Raw genomic sequence first — 21,328 nt, 5'->3', positions numbered from 1 at the left:
TTATAGGAGGAAAAATGAAGAGAAAAGAAAAAAATTTCATTGTTTTGGCAATTTTATTTACTTTCAGTTTTGCACTGCCTTTTAACAGTAATGCCATGCATATCATGGAAGGATATTTACCTGTAGGGTATTGTGTAGCGTGGGGGCTTATTTCATTACCTTTCCTGATAGCAGGATACCTGTCTGTCAAAAAGACTGTAAGTAAGGACAGAAGGTCAATTACACTTATAGCTATGTCAGGTGCATTTGTCTTTGTCCTGTCTTCACTTAAGATTCCGTCAGTTACAGGTTCCTGTTCACATATGACAGGTACAGGACTTGCAGCTATTCTTTTCGGACCAAGTGCGGTAAGTATACTTGGTATTATAGTACTTATATTCCAGGCAATTCTTTTGGCACATGGCGGAATTACAACACTTGGGGCAAATACTTTTTCTATGGCTATAGCAGGACCTTTCGTTTCATATGTTGTTTATAAGATTTGTAAAAAGGCTAAGGTAAGTGATAATATTTCAATATTCCTGGCGGCATTTCTTGGTGATTTGCTTACTTATGTTGTTACTTCATTCCAACTTGCACTTGCTTATCCTATGAAGCAAGGCGGCATTATGGCTTCTGCCGGAAAGTTTTTACTTGTATTTGCACCTACACAGGTACCGCTTGCTATAATAGAAGGTCTTTTGACTGTTGTTATTATTATCGGTCTCAGAACATATGCACAATCTGAGCTTAAAGAAATAGGATTTTTAGATGGAGGTGCAAACTGATGTCAAAGAATAAAAAAATTGTAATAGTTTCACTTATAATAGTAGTATTATTGGCACTTGTTCCTCTTTTAACTCTGAAGAATGCGGAGTTCGGAGGTTCAGATGATGCCGGAAGTCAGGTTGTTTCTGAAATTCAGGGTAAAGAGTACGAGCCTTGGTTTACTCCAGTTATAGAAACTATAATAGGTAAGGAACTTCCGGGCGAGGTTGAGAGCTTACTTTTCTGCGTACAGACCGGTATAGGAGTCGGTATCTTTGCATTCTATATGGGAAGGTTTGTAGAAAGAAAAAAACAGGAAGAGAAAAAATAAACTTACAAAAGGATTTTAAGTTATTTGAGCTTGGAATCCTTTTTTGAGAAAAGCAGTCAGAGAAAACGGCATTCCGTTTGAGCTAAAAATTGTTCTACGGACAGATATATAAAAGGAGCATTATTATAATGAACTCTAAAAAACAGGCCTTTATGGTGTCCGCAATGAAATCAGGTAGCGGTAAGACACTTATTACTCTTGGGCTTATAAATATATTTAAAAGAATGGGAAAATCAATTTCCATCTATAAAACAGGTCCTGACTATATAGATACAATGTATCATGAAAAAATTGCAGGTTCACCCTCTACAAATCTGGATCCGTACTTTTTGGAGCCTGCGTTTAAACCCGGTGAACTGAAAAGGCTTTTTTTTAGAAACTTTAAAAATGATATTGCTATAATAGAGGGAGCAATGGGGCTTTTTGACGGTATATACGGAGAGGGAAAGCGATGCAGTGCCTGTAGTGTATCTGAAGAGCTTTTTGTAGATGTAATTATGATTGTTGATATGGATGAATTTGACAATTTGTTTATATATCTGCAAAGTTTTAAACATCGTGTAAAAGCTGTGATACTAAATAAAGTGGGAAAAAATGCAGATATCAATATGATAAGATTAAAAGTCAATGAAATGGGTCTTTTTTTAATCGGATATTTACAGTTTGATACAAATTTTTACATTGAAAGCAGGCATCTGGGGTTGTATGAACCTCAAAAAAGTATTTTTGATATAGTAAATAATGTATCGGATAAGCTTTCAAAGACATTGGATTTTACTATGCTTGAAAACTTTTATGTTGAAGAGCCGCATGACACCGATATTTATAATGATAAGAATATCCATAACGTAGATTTAAATATAAAGCAAAATAGATATCGTCTTGCCTTTGCCTTTGATGAGGCATTTTCTTTTACCTATGAGGAAAATATAAAAGTTTTAGAAGAATACGGCTTTGAGATTGTAAAGTTCAGTCCGATACATGATAAAGTTTTGCCTGATAATATCTCCGTATTATGGCTTTCAGGCGGTTATCCCGAGCTTTATGCAAAAGAGTTGTCTTCAAACATATCTATGCTTAAGAGCATTTATAATACAAATATTCCGATTATAGCGGAATGTGGAGGTTTTATTTATCTGCATGATTTCTTTGAGGATGGTGTCGGCAATAAGTATCCGGGTGTCGAACTGATAAAGGGCAAAGCATTTAAGACAAAAAAACTTGTAAGATTCGGCTATATTGAAATAGAAGCCGGGTCTGAGAGTATTTTGATGAAAAAAAATCAAAGGATTCGCAGTCATGAGTTCCATTACTATGATTCGACCTGCAATGGGGAATATGCCCATGCCATAAAGGCCAATAAAAGTAAGGAATGGGATTGTATAAATGCCTCTAATAATATCTTTGCAGGCTTTCCACATCTGTATTTACGTGGATATGAATTTTTGATACAGAATTTAGTTTCATTTTTAGAAAGAGAAAGAGATGTATAGATTACCTGATTTGACAGAAATACAAAAAGATTTATTACTGGAATTTTATAAGTTCTCCGATACCATTGCTCCCACATCAAAAAGCTATATACAGCTGTCAAAAAGGCATTGGGACAGTATTGCAAAACCGCTTGACAGTCTGGGAGAATTTGAAAAAATCTTCCAGAAATTATCAGCAATATATGAAAGTGAAATCCCTGATATTTCAAATAAATGTATTACTGTAATGTGTGCCGACAACGGAATAGTAAAAGAGGGTATCTCACAGTCAAACAAGGATGTTACCTTAGCCGTTGCTAAGAGCATGGCAATCGGAACCTCAAGTATTGCAGTGCTTTGTAAATCTGTTAATTCTAAGCTTATGGTTTTTGATATGGGAATTGACAGCTTTGATACAGAAATATACTCACTTGGTGTACTTAATCATAAATTGATGCATGGCAGTAATAATTTTTTAAAAGAAAAGGCAATGCCGCTTGATATTACAATCAGAGCGATACTTACAGGAATCAATACAGTAAAGGAGCTGAAGGAAAATAAAGTTACAGTTATCGGCACCGGTGAGATGGGGATAGGAAACACTACAACATCCTCCGCACTTTCTGCCGCAATGCTTAATTTACCTGTAGAAACTGTAACAGGTCGCGGTGCCGGGTTGGATGATACCAAATTAAAGAAAAAGATAAATGTTATATATAAAGGTATAGAAAAATACGGCTTTAGAGATAAGTTATTTTTAGACAGTATAAATTCAGATGATACAAAAGTAAGAGTTTTGGCAATACTTGATTTACTCTCATCTGTGGGAGGCCTTGACATTGCTGCAATTACAGGCGTTTTCATTGGAGGATGTATATACAAATTGCCTATAGTTATAGACGGAGTTATCTCTGAGGTTGCTGCCGCTTTGGCATATTTTCTTAATCCGCTTTGTAAGGAATATATGATTGCCTCACATCTAAGCCGTGAGCCGGTAGCAAGCATTATCTTTGACATGTTGAAGTTAAATCCCGTTATAGATGCTTCATTGGCACTTGGAGAGGGTAGCGGCTGTGCTATGCTTTTTTCACTTCTTGATATGATCTTTGAGATTTATACTAAAAATGCCTGTTTTTCAGATATCAAAATAGAAAAATATAAGAGATTTGTATGATGATATATATTTACGGAGGTGTGGCAAGTGGCAAATCGGAGTATGCGGAAGAACTGATTTCAAAAAGTTTTGAAAGAAAAATCTATCTTGCTACTATGGAAAATGATGGGGATTTTGCAAAAAAAAGAATACAAAAACATTTGTTACAAAGAGCATCTAAAAATTTTATCACTGTTGAAGAACCGAGATATATAAGTAATATAAATATAAATAGTGATGACAATATTTTGCTTGAAGATTTGACAAATCTACTTTCCAACAATATTTTTGATAAAAACGGACTGAAATATGCTCCTATAGAGATTACAGGAGAGATTTTTTCTGATATAATTGAACTTGAAAAGAAATGTAATTCTCTTTTTATTGTAGGAAACGATATTTTTTCTACAAAGAGAAATCAAAGTAAAGAGTTGGATATCTTTATAGATTGCCTTTTTTCTTTACATCAGAAAATAACAGATAATGCAGATAGAGTAGTTGAAGTGATTTATGGGCTACCCTATAACAGAAAGTAAAGATGATAAATGTATTAAAGTCAATGGCAATAACTTTTGCCATGTATTCAAAGCTTCCGGTCAGGAGTTTTGAATGGAAAAAAGAAAATATGAAATATTGCCTTTTATTTCTACCGGTTGTCGGTATAGTAGAGGGGATTTTTTTGGTTTTATTTTCTATATTTTTAAGTAAATTGAAGGTGAATTCCTTTTTAGTTGCAGCGATACTTACCGCACTGCCTATTTTGTATACAGGCGGCATACATATGGACGGCTTTCTTGACACTATGGATGCACTCGGTTCCAATCAAACCAGAGAGAAAAAGCTCAGTATACTAAAGGACTCCAATTCAGGAGCATTTGCTATAATCGGCGGACTTGTATATATCCTTTTATATTTTGCCGGAATGCTGTCCGTCAATAACTTTACAAAAATATATATGCTGGCGATTTCATATATGTTAATCAGAGCATACAGTGCATTGTCTTTAACAGTCTTTAAAAATGCAAGAGGAAGTGGATTGGCTTTTGAGTTTGCAAACAAGAGTCTTATTTATATCAATAGAATAGTATTGCTTTTATTTATTTGTTTTGGCAGTGTGGCTATGATAGCAGTAAATGTAAACTATGGATTGCTTTGTTCAATTGCCGCCTTTTTGGTCTTTTTGTTTTACAGAGTAAAATCTTTTGAAGAATTTGGAGGTATTACAGGTGACCTTGCAGGCTATTTTTTGCAATTAGCTGAGCTTGTGATTGTCTTGGTTCTTGCATTGGCACCTTAAGTAAAAATGATTTATCTTTTGGCATTTTTATGCGGTTTTATATTAGACTTTTTTATTAGAGATTTTGAAAAAATCCCACATTTGGTACGATTTATCGGAATTAGTGTCTCTATTTTTGAAAAGCTTTTCAGAAAAGTTTTTAAGTCAAATATCGGGCTGTTATTTTCAGGCTTACTTATTGTTTGCTTTAATATATTTATCTGGGGCGGACTTGCATATCTTATAAACAGTTTTGTATATAGAATAAATATTTTAGCGGGCTTTGTAATAGAAAGTTTTCTGTTCTTTCAAATATTTGCAAAGGCTTCACTTAAGTTTGAAAGTATGAAGGTGTACTATGCAATAAAAAGTGATGATATAGAAAAGTCCAGAAAGGAACTTTCTATGATAGTAGGCAGAGATACAGACAGACTTGACTACGAACATATCATAAAGGCGGTTATAGAGACTGTCGCTGAAAATATGTCTGACGGTGTTGTGGCACCATGGTTTTATGCAACACTTGGAATTATAGCAGCGGTTTTCAACAACAGGTTTACAGGGCTTATCTTGGTACTTCCTATAGTATATAAGACAATAAACACTATGGATTCTATGATTGGGTATAAGGATGAAAAGTACTTTTATATCGGAAAGGCGGCAGCCCGACTTGACGATATAGTCAATTTCCTACCTGCCAGATTTTCAGCCTTTATATTACTTTTTGTTATATTCATTATATCCGTAACCAAAAACAATTCTATAATATTTACAAGATCACTGAAGTCTTTTGTAAAATACAGATATATCCATTCCAGCCCTAATGCCGGTCAGACTGAGAGCATTATTGCAGGATTTTTAGATACAAAGTTACTTGGTGATGCCTTTTATTTCGGCAAACTTGTTAAAAAGAGAAGTATAGGAGACGGAAATACAAAGGTTAAAGCTGATGATATAATTGCAGTAAATAATATTATGTATTTTGCTTACATAGTATTGCTGATAATAAATTTAATAATTGGGGGCATAATATGCTTTATTTTATAGGTGCAGGCGCAGGAGATCCTGAACTTTTGACTGTCAAAGGAAAAAAAATTATTGACAGTTCGGATATTATTATTTATACAGGTTCTCTTGTAAACAAAGAATTATTTACAGATATTAAGGAAGGTGCAAAGCTTATCAATTCTGCATCTTTAAACCTTGATGAAGTGCTTGAGATTATATTTGATTCAAACTCTAAGGGATTAAATATTGCCAGAGTTCATACAGGTGATCCGTCAATGTATGGTGCTGTAAGAGAGCAGATGGCAGCTCTTGATAAGGCAGGTATAGAATATGAGGTAATCCCCGGAGTCAGCTCCGTATTTGCAGGTGCTGCCGCCATAAAGAGAGAATTTACTCTGCCGGGAGTGACACAGACACTGATTCTTACAAGGATGGCAGGCAGAACACCTGTACCTGAGTCTGAAGATATTGAAAATTTGGCAAAAATACAGGCAAGTATGGCAATTTTTCTTAGTATTGCAAGTATTGATAAACTTGTAAAGAAGCTGATGACTTCATATCCTAAAGAAACACCGGCTGCGGTAGTATATAAGGCCAGCTGGCCTGAACAAAAAATCATTATATCTACTCTTGAAAATATAGCCGATAAAGTGAAAGAAGCAAATATCAATAAAACTGCTATTATATATGTGGGCAGATTTCTTGCAGATGAGTTTGAACTTAGTAAGCTCTATGACAAGCGTTTTAGTCATGAATTCAGAGAGGCAAAAGATGCATGGAGGTAGGTTCTTAGAATATACCAAGTCCGGAAAAAGTTTTATTGATTTTTCTGCAAGTATCAATCCCTATGGGCTGGATCAAAAACTGAAAAAGATTTTAATTGATTCCATTTCACTTTCAGAACATTATCCGAATGAGGATTATTCTGAAATAAAGGACGTAATAAGTAAAAAACATAGTGTAAACAGGGATAATATTTACATTGGAAACGGTGCAAACAGTATTATATTCAGGCTTTTTCAAGTATTTAAAAACAGTATAAATATATGTATTCCTGTACCAAGCTTTGAATCCTATAGATTGGCGGCCGAATCTGTAGATGCTGATATCACATATTACCATATGAAGGATCTTTGTATCCATGAAGATATAATTGATATATTGGCAGGTAATATTGATGTACTTGTACTTGCAAATCCTAATAATCCTACAGGATTTATAGTGGAAGAAAGACTGTTATATAAGATAATTGAATACTGTAAAATAAAAAATATTTTTATCTTATTGGATGAATGTTTTTTAGACTTTATAAAAACCGGTGAGCAGTATTCACTATGTGGCAAATTAGATACTTTTGACAATATGGCAATACTTAAATCTCTTACAAAACTATATGCTTTTCCGGGGCTTCGCTTCGGATACCTGCTTACATATAATTGTGATATAATGTACGGACTGAAAAAACTTACACCGTCATGGGAAATAAATGCTTTGGCACTTGAAGCTGCCGGGTATTCACTGAAACAAAATATGGACTCTGTTATTGAAGAAATTCAAAAAGAGAAGAGTATTTTATCAGATAATTTAGAGAATTCAGGTATAGTTACATTTCCGTCCAAGGTAAACTTCCTGCTTTGCAAATACAAAAAGAATTTGTCAAAAGAACTTTTAGAGCATGGAATAATTGTCAGAGACTGCTCTGATTTTATCGGCTTAAATGAGAACTATTTTAGAGTGGCGGTCAGGACAAATCCTGAAAACAATTTACTGGTTGATACAATACAAAAAATCATTAGGGGGTAGTTTATGGCAAAGGTTATAATGGTTCAAGGAACTATGTCAAACTCAGGTAAGAGCTTTTTAGTTGCCGGACTATGTAGGATATTTAAAAGAATGGGATTTAGGGTGGCACCATTTAAAGCACAGAATATGGCTCTAAACTCTTTTATAACTGAAGACGGACTGGAAATGGGCAGGGCTCAGGTTATGCAGGCAGAGGCTGCCAAGGTAGCGCCTGATGCCTGTATGAATCCTATACTTTTAAAACCTACATCAAATACAGGAAGTCAGATAATATTAAATGGTAAGGTCTATGCAAATATGAATGCAAGAGATTACTATGCTCATAAGAAAAGTTTTATTCCGTATGTAATGGACGCTTACAATAAGCTTTATAGTGAATATGATATCATTGTAATAGAAGGAGCCGGCTCACCTGCCGAGATAAATCTGAATGAAAATGATATAGTGAATATGGGACTTGCAAAACTTGTAAATGCACCTGTGATCTTAGTGGCTGATATTGACAGAGGTGGAGTATTTGCCTCTATCTTCGGTACAGTGGCACTTTTAGACAGTAACAGTCAAAAAAGGCTGAAAGGTATTGTGATAAATAAGTTCAGGGGTGAAAAGACTTTGCTTACTCCCGGATTTGATATGCTGAAAAGACATTTTGAAAAGCTGAATGTGAATATACCTGTTATAGGCGTTATACCTATGACTGAGATTGATATAGATGATGAGGACAGCTTATCTGCCGGACTTGATACAACTCATACTGAATTTTCAAAAAATAAGATAAATATTGCAGTGGCCAGACTGCCTCATATCTCAAATTTTACTGATTTTAACCCGCTTGGCAGAAGAGAAGAGGTGGTACTGAAGTATATCAACTCTCCAAATGAAATGATTGATGCCGACCTTGTAATATTGCCCGGCTCAAAGAATACCTTGTATGACCTCAGATGGCTAAAAAAAAGCGGCTTTAATTATAACAATCTGAAAGATAAAAATCTTATAGGTATATGTGGAGGTTTTCAGATGCTTGGAAATATCTTGATTGATGAGTTCGGTGTAGAAGAGGGAGGCTCTGAATATGGACTTGGTCTACTGAATTTCAGTACTGTTTTTGCTAAGGAAAAGACTACAAGGCAAAGTGTGAGTCAGATAATAAATCGGCCAAACTTTGTTGCCCGACTCAAAAACATTACTATAACCGGATATGAGATACATATGGGTACCACTGTAGATGCACATGAGAAGTATTTTACAATATCTGATATTAATGAAAACGGCGGTTTTGTAAACAAAAATATACTTGGCACATATATGCATGGTATATTTGAAAATGACAATTTTGTGGACGGTCTGATAAGAGGGTTGATTAAAAATACCGGTAAAGATATTAAGCCGGACGGTAATATCCTTGACTTTGAAAGTTATAAGGACTTACAGTACGAGCTGCTGGCCAATCTGGTGGAAGAGTCATTGGATATGAAAAAAATAATGGATATATTAAATATTGAAAAATAGAAAGGCGATTTTATGTTGCAGATAAGACCTGAAGATATAGAGAAAAAAAGTTTTGAAATACTTACATCAAAAATGGATGAGGAAAGATTAAAGTTTTATAGTGCAGATGAGCTGTTAGTAGTAAAAAGAGCTATCCACACTACAGCGGATTTTGATTATCAGTACAATGTTATATTTCAAAATAATGCAATTGAAAGTTTAAAACATTGCATACAATCAGATTCTATGATTTTTACGGATACAAATATGGCACTCAGCGGTATCAATAAGAGGATACTGACAGGTAAGTTTTGCATAACCCCACATTGTCTTATTTCAGAAACCGATACAATTGAGTATGCCAAGAAAAATAATACCACCAGAGCGACGGCCTCCGTTGATTTAGCTTATCAAATGTGTGATAAAAAACAGGGTTCCAATAATGAAAAAAAAGTACCTATAGTATTTGCAGTGGGTAATGCACCTACAGCATTGATTAGGATTAATGAATTATTATATAAATATAAGCCGGATTTTATTATTGCGGCACCGGTAGGATTTGTAAATGTGATAGAAGCAAAGGAACTTATAAAACAAAGCAATATACCGGCAATCATATGTGACGGTAATAAAGGCGGCAGCAATGTCTGTGCCGCAATTATCAATGCGGTATTATTACAGATGGTATAATATGACCGTTATTTTAAGAGTGTAATACTGTTAATGGAGTTATTGTAATAAATAGCTCTATATTTTTATTATATCAACTATGCGTTAAACTTGAATTTTGCGAATAGTTATATATAGCATATTTACTAAATATATAGTTGCCGGGAAATGTATCTTCCCGGCAACCTCATCATACTCATATTAAAAACGCTTATATACTGGAAAAGCTTCTACGTTGACATTTCCGGCAATCCACTTATACGAATTTATTTTTGTATTCATCATAGTGATAATCAATCATCTCAAGCTTTTGCTTTATCTCATCTTCATTTAAATTATTCTCTTTACAAAAATCATCTAATGATGAATTAAAATCTCTAAGTTTTGTATTTACAAATGATAACAATATCACAGGATCTTTTGGTAATGTCATATTACTCATCCCAACTATGATATACATTCTGTACATCATCCTCAGCATCTAAAAGATCAAGAATACGATTCATCTTCTTAATATCTTCCTCATCACTTAAAGTAACCCAATTTTGTGGAATCATTGTAATCTCGGCATCTGCCATTGGAATACCCAGTTTTTCAAGACCCTCTCTTACAACCGAAAAATTATCAGGATCTGTTAAAATCTCATAGCTGTCTTCTTCTTCACTGAAGTCTTCAGCTCCAAGATCAAGTGCCGTCATCATAAGTTCATCAGAGTCCATATCACATTCTTCCTTATCTATGATAATCTGACCCTTCTTGTCAAACATAAATGATACACAGCCCTGTGTCCCGATATTTCCGCCACCCTTTGTAAAAGCCGCTCTTACATTTGCTGCGGTCCTGTTCTTATTATCTGTTAAAGTCTCTACAATGATTGCAACACCGTTCGGACCATAGCCCTCATAAGTGTTTTGCTCATAGTTTACAGAATTGATATCCCCTGCGGCCTTTTTGATACCTCTTTCAATTGTATCATTCGGTACATTGTTTGCCTTTGCCTTTGCAATAACATCTCTAAGTTTTGAGTTATTGTTCGGGTCGGGTCCGCCCTCTTTTACCGCAACTGCAATCTCTCTTCCGATTACAGTAAAAATTTTGCCCTTTGCAGCATCATTTTTTTCTTTTTTATGTTTAATATTTGCAAATTTTGAATGTCCTGACATATTTTCTCCTTTATCTACTATACAGAAAACCATTTTATACTTAAATTATTTTGCTGTCAATTATATAGCATATTTTTTGGTTATCTTCTGCTGTCACTATTCTTCTTTAAGCTCCTCATCCTCTTTTAATTTTGTCACCTTAATGGTGTTAATTGTCCTGTTTGACACCTTTAACGCCTTGAATTCATATCCATGCATTATGATATCAAACTTTTCATTATCTTCAGGTATCCTGTCAAGTCCGGATATCATAAGTCCGTTTATAGTATCAAAATTATCAAGCTCCTCTTCATCAAATTTTATATTTAGAATATCTTCAATATCAGATAAAGGTGTCATTCCTTTTATTATAAACGATCCGTCTGAAAGTTTCTTTATAAGTTCTTCATCCACATCATATTCATCCAGTATATTTCCGACAATCTCTTCCAGTATATCCTCCATTGTAACAATACCCGAGGTCTGTCCATATTCATCCACAACTACCACCATATGATTTTTATGTGATTGCATCTCCTTAAATAAGGTATTCAGACTTTTATTTTCCGGAATAAATACAGGCTTTCTAAGTATATTCGGAATATTCTTAATAGCTGTATTTTGATAATTACTTGTATTCTCACATATTAAGGCATCTTTCATATTCAAAATACCCATGATATTGTCAATGTTTTCATCATATACAGGATATCTTGTATTATTGCCTGTAGTCAGCATAAAATCAATGACCTCTTGTAAGGTGTCCTCACCGTTTATAAATACAACACTTTTTCTATGTGTCATTACATCTCTGGCCTGCTTGTCATTAAGCTCAAAGATATTTGTAATCATTTCAGCCTCAGAGCCTTCAAAAATACCCTGTTCATGACCCTCGTTTAACATACTTACTATATCTTCTTCACTTACAGTTTCCGCCTGCACTTTTATATCTACTCCAAAAAGCTTAAGTATAATATACGATACGCCGTCAATGATAAATATAATCGGTGACAATAAAAACATCAGTACGGCAGATATTCCCATAAAGGTATATACACTTTTTTTAGGTACTTTTCTTGCAAGTTTGTTCGGCAAGGATATTCCGAATATAACAAACAGAATACAAAAAATCACAACAACAATAAAAATTGAAATACCTACAGCCGGTGATACAGGTAAAGTATTCAGCAGTTTATCTTTAATAACATTGCTGAAAGTCCTTACAAAAAACCATCCAAGAAAACTTACAGACAGTATATTTACTATATGTGTACAATAAAGCACCTTATCCTTTTTTTCTAAAAAATACTTTAATCTGTATTCTTTCTTGTCTTCCTTATTGTTTTCTTCAATATCTGAGTTGCTCAATTCACGTAGTGCTGAGTTAAATGAATGAATTGAAAAATTGATAAACAACACAATTATAGTACTAATAATTAGTAATGCCGAATGAGCATCGTCCATGAAAATCTCCTACTTATCTAATATTTCTAATTCTAATATTTTTAATATTAAAATTAAGTACACTATATTATAGTATATAAATCCCTTATATAGTCCTTTTTCCCTATATATTTATCTTTACAATAGTAAAGTCTGGGTACTCTTTTATTAATGCCACAGATAAATTCATATGAAAAAGTATTTGAATCCCCGGTTAATTCATCTACAGTAATCTTATTGCCTTCACTTTCACCAAGGATTACTACTCTATCTCCTATTTTTGCATTATCCACAGCACTTACATCTACTATTGTTTGATCCATGCAGATTTTACCCAGTATATTACATCTGACACCATGAATCAGCACATATCCTTTATTGCTTAAATCCCTTGGATAGCCGTCAGCATAACCGATTGAGATTGTCGCAACTCTCATATCCTTATCTGCAACAAATGTTGCACCGTAACTTACACATTCTCCGGCATTTATTTGCTTTATATATGTGACGGTTGAATAAATACTTAGAGCCGGTCTGTAATCAAGGCCATTTAAGTTGACTTCTCCTGAAGGTGCGATACCATACATTGTTATACCGCAGCGAACCATATCAAATTCCGTTCCTATGCGGTTTAAAATGCCGGCGGAATTAGAAGCATGTGCAATCTTAGGGTCAATACCCATATCATGTAATGTATGTAAAAAGTTTGTAAACAGAAGGTTCTGCTCTTTTGCAGAAGTAAGATCACTTTCATCTGCACTGTGAAAATGTGTGAATACCCCCTCTATCTCAATATTTTCCATATCATTTATTTCTTTTATAATATCCGCACTTTTTTTTGTGGGTTTAAAGCCGATTCTGTTCATTCCGGTATCTATTGCAATATGGATTGCCGCCTTTTTGCCCATCTGTTTTGCTTCTTCATTTATTTTTTCAGCCTGTTCAAGTGTGAATACCGATTCTCTTATATCAAAAACTATAGATTCCTTGTAGCTGTTTCTTGGAATGCAGGCAAGTATCAAAATAGGCTTTGTAATTCCATGATACCTTAGATTAATACCCTCCTCAAGTGTAGCCACACAGAAAAAATCCACAATATCTTCTATATATAATGATACCGGCACACTTCCATGTCCATATCCGTCCGCCTTTACAACCGCAGCCAGTTTCATATCCTTTTTCAGTGATTTTTTCGTCACCGTCAAATTATGTTTTATAGCGTCCAAATCTACTTTTGCATAAGCTCGTTTATATGAGTCCATCTCTCTTCCTTCTATTTAGTACCTCTCCTATATTATCAAGTATATCTCTTGCAATAATACTATGTTCTCCCTTTTTTTGCCCTGCCAGGCTCCCTGCCAGTCCATGTATATATACACCAAGTGCCACAGCTAAATCATCTTCTATTCCAAGGCAAAACATACCTGCTATTATACCACAAAGTACATCACCGCTTCCGGCCTTTGCCATAGCAGGAGTACCCGACTTATTGACAAAAGTATCTTCCTTGGCCGCAATCACACTTTTATGTGACTTCAATACTACTGTAATGCCATATTTATTTGCATATTCTCTTGCGTATTTTTGTGTATCTGCAAGTATCTCATCTATAGATACATTTATAAGCCTTGACATCTCTCCGACATGAGGTGTGATAATGATATTGTCTGTATAATACTTGGTTAATGAATTATCAGAAGCAATTATATTAAGTGCGTCCGCATCTATTATCATCGGCACATAGCACTCTGATAATACATATTCCACAATAATTTTTGCATAGTACTCAGTGGAAAGCCCGGGACCGAGTATTACAACACTTGCCCGGTCAAGGCATTGCTTTATCTTACTTAATAAACTCTCCTTATTCTCAAATGCCTCTCTCTCATCATAGGTTGTAATAACGGCTTCAGGCAGCAGTGTCTGTAGAATTGTCCGATTCTTATTTACGGTAAGTATCCTTACCAATCCTGCACCTGAGCGATACGCCGCCATAGAACTGAGAAAAGCGGCACCGCTCATACCGTTGCTTCCTGCAATGACAAGCACATGGCCGTAACTGCCTTTATTGGCATTTTCTATTCTTTCAGGAATATATTTTAATACAGTTTTATCCAATATTCTCATATATATCTCCCAATATTAATTAACCATTAATCAACTTCTATTACCACCATTGCAACAGCTACAGATTTTGTATTGCTTATGGATACATAAATATTTTTTTCATTGATATCCTTTAAGTGAATATTTGAATGATTGGAAATTCTTATAAAAGGTTTACCGTATTCATCTCTAAGCACTTCAAAATCCTTCAGCTTGATACCTCTAAAACCTAATCCTAATGCTTTCACAAAGGCTTCCTTTGCAGCAAAATTGCCTGCCAGAAAACTTTCTGTATTTCTTTTCCTTGCCATTGCAATTTCACTCTCACTAAAAGCTCCTTTTAAAAAAAAATCTTTTTTTATTGCTCTTGATATTCTGTCTGTTTCTACTATGTCGGTTCCGATACCTCTAATCATATTTTCCTTCAAAAGGTATTGCATCCATATTGCTGACCCTGTAGGACAGTCTCATCAAAGACTCTGACAGATGTACATTTTCCACCACCACATCATCAGGCACTGCAAGATCTGTGTGTGCAAAGTTCCAAATTGCCTTGATTCCTGATTTTATAAGCCTGTCTGCAACCTCCATGGCTCTTGCTTTAGGTATAGTGAGTGCCGCAATCTGAATATCATTTTCTGTAATGAACTTTTCAAGACTGTCTAATGAATATACTCTTGCACCGCGTATAGTCTTACCGAAAAGATTAGGATCCACATCAAACATGGCTTGAATCATAAATCCTCTTCTTTCAAAATTTGCATAATTTGCAATAGCCTGACCCAAATGTCCCGCACCGATTATAATAACATTATGTTGACGATCAATACCTAATATCTTTGCTATTTCATTGTATAAATATCTTACATTATATCCATATCCCTGTTGACCGAAACCGCCGAAATTATTGAGGTCCTGTCTAATCTGTGAAGCGGTAACTTTCATTCTGTCGCTAAGTTCTTTTGAAGAGATTCTCTCAACACCTTCTTCTGAAAGCTCCCCCAAGTATCTGTAGTATCTTGGCAATCTTGAAATGACTGCTCTTGATATCTTTCTTTCTTCCATTCAATCTCCATCTAATATACATAATCTGTATATCTGTTTATTTGTTAAGAATTCTACAACTAGTATATTATTCATCAATATAATTGTCAATACAGATAATCTTGGTATTCAATTTGTTTTCCCTTGCATTCGATTGTATATATAGGATATACTTATGTGGATTATAGAGTAAGGAGGCAATTTTTTTGATTTTAAATGCCACAAATATCTCAAAATCATTTGGAAGCAATGAGATAATAAAGAGTGCAACATTTCTTATTAATGAACATGAAAAAGCGGCTATTGTAGGTGTAAACGGTGCGGGAAAAACTACACTTTTGAAAATACTTACCGGTGAAGAACAAGCTGATAGCGGCAGTGTTACACTTGCAAAGGATGCAAAGCTTGGATATCTGCGACAGATCAATAATGTAGATTCAACACTTAGTATTATTGATGAATTATATACAGTTATTGAACCTATACTGGATATGGAAAAAAGAATTTTAAAGATGCAAAATGAGATGCGGCATCTGACAGGTGAAAAACTTGAAAAACTGTACTCTTCATATACAGCTCTTACACATAACTATGAGCTTATGGACGGGTATGCCGCCAAAAGTAAAGTAGTAGGCATATTAAAGGGACTTGGATTTGAAGAAGCGGACTTTGACAGGAAAATAAACACCTTATCCGGAGGTCAAAAGACCCGAGTTTTTTTGGCAAAGCTGCTACTTGAGGAACCTGATATTATACTCTTGGATGAGCCTACCAACCACCTTGATTTAAGGAGCATAGAGTGGCTTGAATCATATCTGTTAAACTATAATGGTGCAGTGGTCATAGTATCTCATGACAGGTATTTTCTTGATAAGATAGTCAGTAAAGTCATTGATATAGAAAACGGTAATGTGCAGATGTATATGGGCAATTATACAGACTTTTCAAATAAAAAGCAGATGCTTTTAGATGCAAGGATGAAGGAATATCTTAATCAGCAGCAGGAAATCAGGCATCAGGAGGCTGTTATCACAAAGTTAAAGCAGTTTAACAGAGAAAAGTCAATAAAGAGAGCCGAAAGCAGACAAAAACAGCTTGAAAAGATTGAAAGAGTCGATGCACCGCAGACATATACTGAAAATATGCGACTGTCTCTTGATATAGCAAAGGAAAGCGGAAAGGATGTACTTAGTGTACACAATCTTTCAAAAAGCTTTGACCGTAAAAAATTATTTTATGATATAAACTTTGAGATAAAAAGAGGTGAACGAGTAGCCATAATAGGTGATAACGGTACAGGAAAGACTACACTTTTAAAAATTATTAACGGTATTTTAGAGCCTGATACGGGTGAAGTTATATATGGTTCAAATGTGTCGGTTGCATACTATGATCAGGAACATCAGGTACTTCATATGGACAAGACATTGTTTGATGAAATATCGGATACCTATCCTGAGATGACAAATACTCGGATAAGAAATATTTTGGCGGCATTTCTTTTTACCGGAGAAGATGTTTACAAAAAAATATCCGATCTCTCAGGCGGTGAAAGAGGTAGAGTATCTTTGGTAAAGCTTATGCTTTCAAAGGCGAATTTTTTGCTTCTTGACGAGCCTACAAACCATCTTGATATAGTAAGTAAAGATGTACTTGAAAATGCTCTAAACAGCTTTCCCGGTACTGTCTGTTATGTATCACATGACAGATACTTTATAAATAAGACTGCCACAAGAATACTTGATCTTACAGAAAACAGACTGTTAAACTATATAGGAAACTACGACTATTATATTGAGAAAAGAGAAGCTGTGGAGGAAGCCGCCAATCTTTCAAATATTGAACAGGCTCAAAAAGGTGTTGATGTTTCCGAGTCAAAGCAGGAATGGATGGATAATAAAACTGCACAGGCTCAAAAAAAGAAAATCAAAAACACTCTTAACAAATGTGAAAAAGAGATTTCTGAGATAGAATCTGAATTACAAACTGTTGATGAAGAGTTTGCAAATCCGAAGAACTCCTCAAATGTCGGCAAACTTATGGAACTTCAAAAACAGAAAGAGGCTCTTGAAGAAAGGCTTGATAAGCTGATGGCGGACTGGGAAGAACTTACCTTACAAATGGAGGAATAGGAAAGAATAGGAAGGAATAAAATGAAGAGAATTTTTGCAGTAATACTGCTTTTTATACTTATTTTCAGTTTGATTGCTACAGTCTATGTTGCAATATTTACAAGTAATACAAAGCTGCTCTTTGTCTTTCTCTTTATAGATATTGTAATGCCTGTAACAGTTTATGCATATATCATAATAACAAAGCAGATAAAAAAACTTGAGAAAAAAGATGATGAATAAAAAATAAAAAGTGGACTGAAAAATCAACCCACCCCAACACTTGACAAAGAACCATAAGACCGTGAGAGTTTCTCTCACGGTCCTTTTATTTCGGTTTATTTTCGCTGTATCCACATTCCTCATTCATACATAGAAGTTTATTTCCCTTTTCCACCATATATGAACCGCATTTTGGGCATGGCAGTGCAAAAGGCTTGTTCCATGACATAAAATCACATTCAGGTGCATTACTGCAACCGTAATAGATTCTGCCCTTTTTGGTCTTTTTGATAACCACATCTCCTCCACATTTCGGACAGGCAACTCCAATCTTTTCAAAGTAAGGCTTGGTATTCTTACAATCCGGAAATCCCGGGCAGGCTAAGAACTTTCCATGCGGTCCGTATTTTATAACCATATTTCTACCGCAGTTTTCACAGATAACATCAGTCACCTCATCGGCTATCTTCACATTTTCAAGTTCTTTTGAAGCCTGATTTACAGCCGACTCAAGATCAGGGTAAAAATTTGATACTACAGTCTTCCAATTGACCTTGCCGTCTCCTACGGAATCAAGAAGTTGTTCAAGATTGGCGGTAAAATCTTTATCTACAATACTTCCAAAGTAGTTTACCATCATAGAATTTACTATTTGACCAAGTTCCGTGACATAGAGATTTTTTTGTTCCTTTACTACATAATGTCTTGCCATAATAGTTGTTATAGTAGGTGCATATGTAGACGGACGACCTATACCCTGTTCTTCAAGTGCTTTTACAAGACTTGCCTCAGTGTAATGGGCAGGCGGCTGTGTAAAATGCTGAACGTCTATAAGCTTTACAAGTTTTAACTCATCTCCTACCTTTAACTTACCGATAACAGCGTCCGAACTTACTTTTTCTTCATCATCTGTATATACATTCATAAATCCGTCAAATACAATCTTTGAACCTGACATTGTAAAAATATAATCACCTGCAGCAAGTTTTACGGAAGTTGTCTTATACTTTGCATTTTCCATTCTGCTTGCAACAAATCTTTTCCAGATAAGCTGATACAGTCTGAAAAGCTCTCTTGGCAAAGACTCTTTGACCATTGCAGGAGTAAGTGTAACATCTGTAGGTCTGATGGCCTCATGTGCATCCTGAACATTTGACTTGGCATTTTTTGTGACCGTATTTTTTGATATATATTCTTCGCCATATGTTTTTCCTATAAACTCTCTTGCAGCGGTATCCGCCTCAGCTGCAATTCTTGTAGAGTCGGTACGAAGATATGTAATAAGTGCGATTGCACCCTTGCCTTCTATATCCACACCCTCATACAACTGCTGAGCAAGCCTCATTGTCTTTTGCGTGGAATAGTTTAACTTCTTACTGGATTCCTGTTGAAGTGTGGATGTGGTAAAAGGAATCGGAGCTTTTTTTACCCTTTCACCTTCATTTATCTCAGAAACTATATATTTTGCATCTTTTATAGCCTCTAAGATTGTATTCATCTCTTCTTTATTATTTATAGCAAGCTTTGTATCGGTTCCATAGAACTTTGCATTTACACCCTTTTTTGAATATGCCGTCAAAAGTTCAGCTTCAAGACTCCAATACTCCTCAGGAATAAAGGCATCTATCTGTGCCTCTCTGTCACAGATCATCCTAAGAGCCACAGACTGTACTCTACCGGCAGAGAGTCCTCTCTTTACCTTTGCCCATAGAAGAGGGCTTATAGAATATCCCACCATTCTGTCAAGCACTCTTCTGGCCTGTTGTGCATCTACCAGATTCATATCAAGCTGTCTTGGATGTTTGATGGCATCCTTGATAGCATTTTTTGTGATTTCATTAAAACTGATGCGGTATACCTTTTTATCGGTATCATTTAGCTTAAGCGCCTTTGACAGATGCCAGCTGATAGCTTCTCCCTCCCTGTCAGGGTCGGTTGCAAGATATATCTTATCAGCTTTTTTTACATCCTTTTTCAGTTTAGCAAGCAACTCGCCTTTTCCTCTTATGGTAATATATTTCGGCTCAAAATTATGCTCCACATCAATACCCATAGTTGACTTCGGTAAATCTCTAACATGCCCGTTTGAGGCGGTAACCTCATAACCTGAACCCAAATATTTCTTTATAGTTTTTACCTTTGCAGGTGACTCTACTATCACTAAACTTCCAGCCATCTTAACCCCTTACTTAATTTATCCTCTTACAATAATAATTTGATGAAACCTGTACTATAAAACCTTCCAATTCAAGTAATAAAAGTGAGCTTAGCACTTCCGATATATCTAAAGTACTTTCTTTGATTATGTCATCAATATATTTCGGTTTTAAATCAAGGCAACTATAAACCTTTTTATCATTCTTTGCAAGTATATTAATGTTTTTTTCATTATATACTTGTATTTTGCCGTCAATGCTCATATCAAGTGCCTCTAAAATATCACTTGGTGAAGATATAATGCCTGCACCGTCCGCTATGAGCTTATTACATCCAAGACTCATACAATCAGTTATCCTGCCCGGCAGTGCAAATACTTCTCTACCCTGTTCCAAGGCATGTGATGCTGTTATAAGTGAACCTGATTTCAGTCTTGCCTCTATTACTATTGTGATATCTGACAGCCCTGATATTATACGATTTCTGATAGGAAAATTTATCTTAAGAGGATTTGTTCCAAGCGGAAATTCCGATATCACACCTCCACAATCCTTTTCACACAGTTTATTGTACAGATTAAAATTACTTTCAGGATAACATATATTTACTCCTGTGCCAAGTACGGCATAAGTCTTGCCGCTTCCTGCAACAGCACCTTCATGTGCTTTTGTATCCACTCCAAGTGCCATACCGCTGATTATATCTACACCGTTACTTGCAAGCTCCTTTGCAATAAACTTTGCCATACCGAGGCCATATTCACTTGCAGTTCTGCTGCCTACTATGGCTACACTTTTCCTACTTCTTGGAATATTTCCTTTTACAAATATTCCAAAAGGGTAATCTCTTATATTAAGAAGTTTCTTCGGATAATCATCTTCAAACGGAAGTATAAATCTTATTTTTCTCTCGTCCAATGACAGGTATTCATCATGTAATTCATCTATTTTTAATTTTATACTTAAGATAGCTTTAATCTGCTTTTCACTTATTTTTAAACGTGATTTTAATGTATCAAAATCCATCTCAAAAATCTCTGAAACCGGCCTTATTCTTTCATAGATTAGTCTTTTTGAAAAATAACCGAGTTCTATAAGTGAAGAAAGTAAAAATAAGCTCTCCTTATCCGACATTTCACAAATTTGCATAGTTCCTC

22 protein-coding genes are annotated in these 21,328 nt (G+C 35.1%); 13 read left to right on the top strand and 9 right to left on the bottom strand.

Translation table 11 applies throughout. The features are described from left to right. Window positions 1-14: 14 nt before the first annotated feature. The 11 genes from HMPREF0381_RS08390 to HMPREF0381_RS08340 all read left to right on the top strand — a co-directional run bounded on the left by HMPREF0381_RS08390 (window position 15) and on the right by HMPREF0381_RS08340 (window position 9,968). The gene (locus tag HMPREF0381_RS08390; protein ID WP_008751533.1) at window positions 15-767 is read left to right on the top strand and encodes an energy-coupling factor ABC transporter permease; all 753 of its coding nucleotides are present in this window, start codon (window positions 15-17) and stop codon (window positions 765-767) included. After that, window positions 767-1,078 carry an energy-coupling factor ABC transporter substrate-binding protein gene (locus HMPREF0381_RS08385; RefSeq protein WP_008751532.1) on the top strand — a complete coding sequence of 104 codons (312 nt, stop codon included), beginning with the start codon at window positions 767-769 and terminating at the stop codon, window positions 1,076-1,078. Before HMPREF0381_RS08390 ends, HMPREF0381_RS08385 begins: the two co-directional genes overlap by 1 nt. 128 nt (window positions 1,079-1,206) lie before the next feature. Next, complete coding sequence (locus HMPREF0381_RS08380; protein WP_008751531.1) at window positions 1,207-2,571, top strand: cobyrinate a,c-diamide synthase; 1,365 nt, start codon at window positions 1,207-1,209, stop codon at window positions 2,569-2,571. Then, the gene (locus HMPREF0381_RS08375; RefSeq protein WP_008751530.1) at window positions 2,564-3,724 is read left to right on the top strand and encodes a nicotinate-nucleotide--dimethylbenzimidazole phosphoribosyltransferase; all 1,161 of its coding nucleotides are present in this window, start codon (window positions 2,564-2,566) and stop codon (window positions 3,722-3,724) included. The genes HMPREF0381_RS08380 and HMPREF0381_RS08375 overlap by 8 nt, the downstream gene beginning before the upstream one ends. Beyond that, window positions 3,721-4,239 (top strand): bifunctional adenosylcobinamide kinase/adenosylcobinamide-phosphate guanylyltransferase, encoded by a 519-nt coding sequence (locus tag HMPREF0381_RS08370; protein ID WP_008751529.1) that lies wholly within the window; start codon window positions 3,721-3,723, stop codon window positions 4,237-4,239. Before HMPREF0381_RS08375 ends, HMPREF0381_RS08370 begins: the two co-directional genes overlap by 4 nt. Before the next feature lie 2 nt (window positions 4,240-4,241). Then, entirely contained in the window at window positions 4,242-5,000 is a 759-nt protein-coding gene (locus HMPREF0381_RS08365) for an adenosylcobinamide-GDP ribazoletransferase (RefSeq protein WP_008751528.1), read from the top strand. A 6-nt stretch (window positions 5,001-5,006) separates the two neighbouring features. After that, window positions 5,007-6,026 carry an adenosylcobinamide-phosphate synthase CbiB gene (cbiB, locus tag HMPREF0381_RS08360; RefSeq protein ID WP_008751527.1) on the top strand — a complete coding sequence of 340 codons (1,020 nt, stop codon included), beginning with the start codon at window positions 5,007-5,009 and terminating at the stop codon, window positions 6,024-6,026. Continuing rightward, window positions 6,011-6,772: a precorrin-4 C(11)-methyltransferase gene (gene cobM, locus HMPREF0381_RS08355; RefSeq protein WP_008751526.1), complete on the top strand. Its 762-nt coding sequence runs from the start codon at window positions 6,011-6,013 to the stop codon at window positions 6,770-6,772. Before cbiB ends, cobM begins: the two co-directional genes overlap by 16 nt. Further along, entirely contained in the window at window positions 6,759-7,790 is a 1,032-nt protein-coding gene (locus HMPREF0381_RS08350) for a pyridoxal phosphate-dependent aminotransferase (protein WP_008751525.1), read from the top strand. The genes cobM and HMPREF0381_RS08350 overlap by 14 nt, the downstream gene beginning before the upstream one ends. A 3-nt stretch (window positions 7,791-7,793) precedes the next feature. Then, the gene (locus HMPREF0381_RS08345; RefSeq protein WP_008751524.1) at window positions 7,794-9,299 is read left to right on the top strand and encodes a cobyric acid synthase; all 1,506 of its coding nucleotides are present in this window, start codon (window positions 7,794-7,796) and stop codon (window positions 9,297-9,299) included. Window positions 9,300-9,311: 12 nt separating this feature from the next. Further along, window positions 9,312-9,968: a precorrin-8X methylmutase gene (locus HMPREF0381_RS08340; protein ID WP_008751523.1), complete on the top strand. Its 657-nt coding sequence runs from the start codon at window positions 9,312-9,314 to the stop codon at window positions 9,966-9,968. 235 nt (window positions 9,969-10,203) lie between these two features. On the opposite strand, the gene HMPREF0381_RS08335 is transcribed toward HMPREF0381_RS08340, so the two are convergent. The 7 genes from HMPREF0381_RS08335 to HMPREF0381_RS08305 all read right to left on the bottom strand — a co-directional run bounded on the left by HMPREF0381_RS08335 (window position 10,204) and on the right by HMPREF0381_RS08305 (window position 15,703). Next, complete coding sequence (locus tag HMPREF0381_RS08335; RefSeq protein ID WP_008753053.1) at window positions 10,204-10,380, bottom strand: DUF4250 domain-containing protein; 177 nt, start codon at window positions 10,378-10,380, stop codon at window positions 10,204-10,206. A 1-nt stretch (window position 10,381) separates the two neighbouring features. Continuing rightward, window positions 10,382-11,110, bottom strand: coding sequence for a YebC/PmpR family DNA-binding transcriptional regulator (locus HMPREF0381_RS08330; protein WP_008753045.1), 729 nt, complete (start codon window positions 11,108-11,110; stop codon window positions 10,382-10,384). A 96-nt stretch (window positions 11,111-11,206) separates the two neighbouring features. Next, a complete protein-coding gene (locus HMPREF0381_RS08325) occupies window positions 11,207-12,553 on the bottom strand; it encodes a hemolysin family protein (RefSeq protein ID WP_008751520.1) in 1,347 nt (448 codons plus the stop codon). 62 nt (window positions 12,554-12,615) lie between these two features. Further along, window positions 12,616-13,794, bottom strand: coding sequence for an alanine racemase (alr, locus tag HMPREF0381_RS08320; RefSeq protein WP_008751519.1), 1,179 nt, complete (start codon window positions 13,792-13,794; stop codon window positions 12,616-12,618). Beyond that, window positions 13,781-14,659: an NAD(P)H-hydrate dehydratase gene (locus HMPREF0381_RS08315; RefSeq protein WP_008751518.1), complete on the bottom strand. Its 879-nt coding sequence runs from the start codon at window positions 14,657-14,659 to the stop codon at window positions 13,781-13,783. Before HMPREF0381_RS08315 ends, alr begins: the two co-directional genes overlap by 14 nt. A gap of 26 nt (window positions 14,660-14,685) precedes the next feature. Next, window positions 14,686-15,054, bottom strand: coding sequence for a holo-ACP synthase (acpS, locus tag HMPREF0381_RS08310; RefSeq protein WP_040461311.1), 369 nt, complete (start codon window positions 15,052-15,054; stop codon window positions 14,686-14,688). Beyond that, entirely contained in the window at window positions 15,047-15,703 is a 657-nt protein-coding gene (locus HMPREF0381_RS08305) for a redox-sensing transcriptional repressor Rex (protein WP_008751516.1), read from the bottom strand. The genes acpS and HMPREF0381_RS08305 overlap by 8 nt, the downstream gene beginning before the upstream one ends. Window positions 15,704-15,888: 185 nt before the next feature. Here HMPREF0381_RS08305 and abc-f point away from each other — a divergent pair, with 185 nt between their 5' ends. Continuing rightward, the gene (abc-f, locus tag HMPREF0381_RS08300; RefSeq protein WP_008751515.1) at window positions 15,889-17,814 is read left to right on the top strand and encodes a ribosomal protection-like ABC-F family protein; all 1,926 of its coding nucleotides are present in this window, start codon (window positions 15,889-15,891) and stop codon (window positions 17,812-17,814) included. Between the two features lie 21 nt (window positions 17,815-17,835). Beyond that, window positions 17,836-18,036: a hypothetical protein gene (locus HMPREF0381_RS08295; protein ID WP_008751514.1), complete on the top strand. Its 201-nt coding sequence runs from the start codon at window positions 17,836-17,838 to the stop codon at window positions 18,034-18,036. An 85-nt stretch (window positions 18,037-18,121) separates the two neighbouring features. Here the strand turns inward: HMPREF0381_RS08295 and topA are convergent, their stop codons facing one another. Together topA and dprA are read right to left on the bottom strand one after the other, a co-directional pair. After that, on the bottom strand, window positions 18,122-20,191 hold the full coding sequence (gene topA / locus HMPREF0381_RS08290) for a type I DNA topoisomerase (RefSeq protein WP_008751513.1): 2,070 nt from the start codon (window positions 20,189-20,191) through the stop codon (window positions 18,122-18,124). 13 nt (window positions 20,192-20,204) lie between these two features. Then, window positions 20,205-21,320: a DNA-processing protein DprA gene (dprA, locus tag HMPREF0381_RS08285; protein WP_008751512.1), complete on the bottom strand. Its 1,116-nt coding sequence runs from the start codon at window positions 21,318-21,320 to the stop codon at window positions 20,205-20,207. Window positions 21,321-21,328 lie beyond the last annotated feature (8 nt).

Source organism: Lachnoanaerobaculum saburreum DSM 3986 (assembly GCF_000185385.1).
Lineage (GTDB): Bacteria > Bacillota > Clostridia > Lachnospirales > Lachnospiraceae > Lachnoanaerobaculum > Lachnoanaerobaculum saburreum.
The sequence above is the reverse complement of the archived record's forward strand: the minus strand, read 5'-3'. Positions and strand labels throughout refer to the sequence as shown.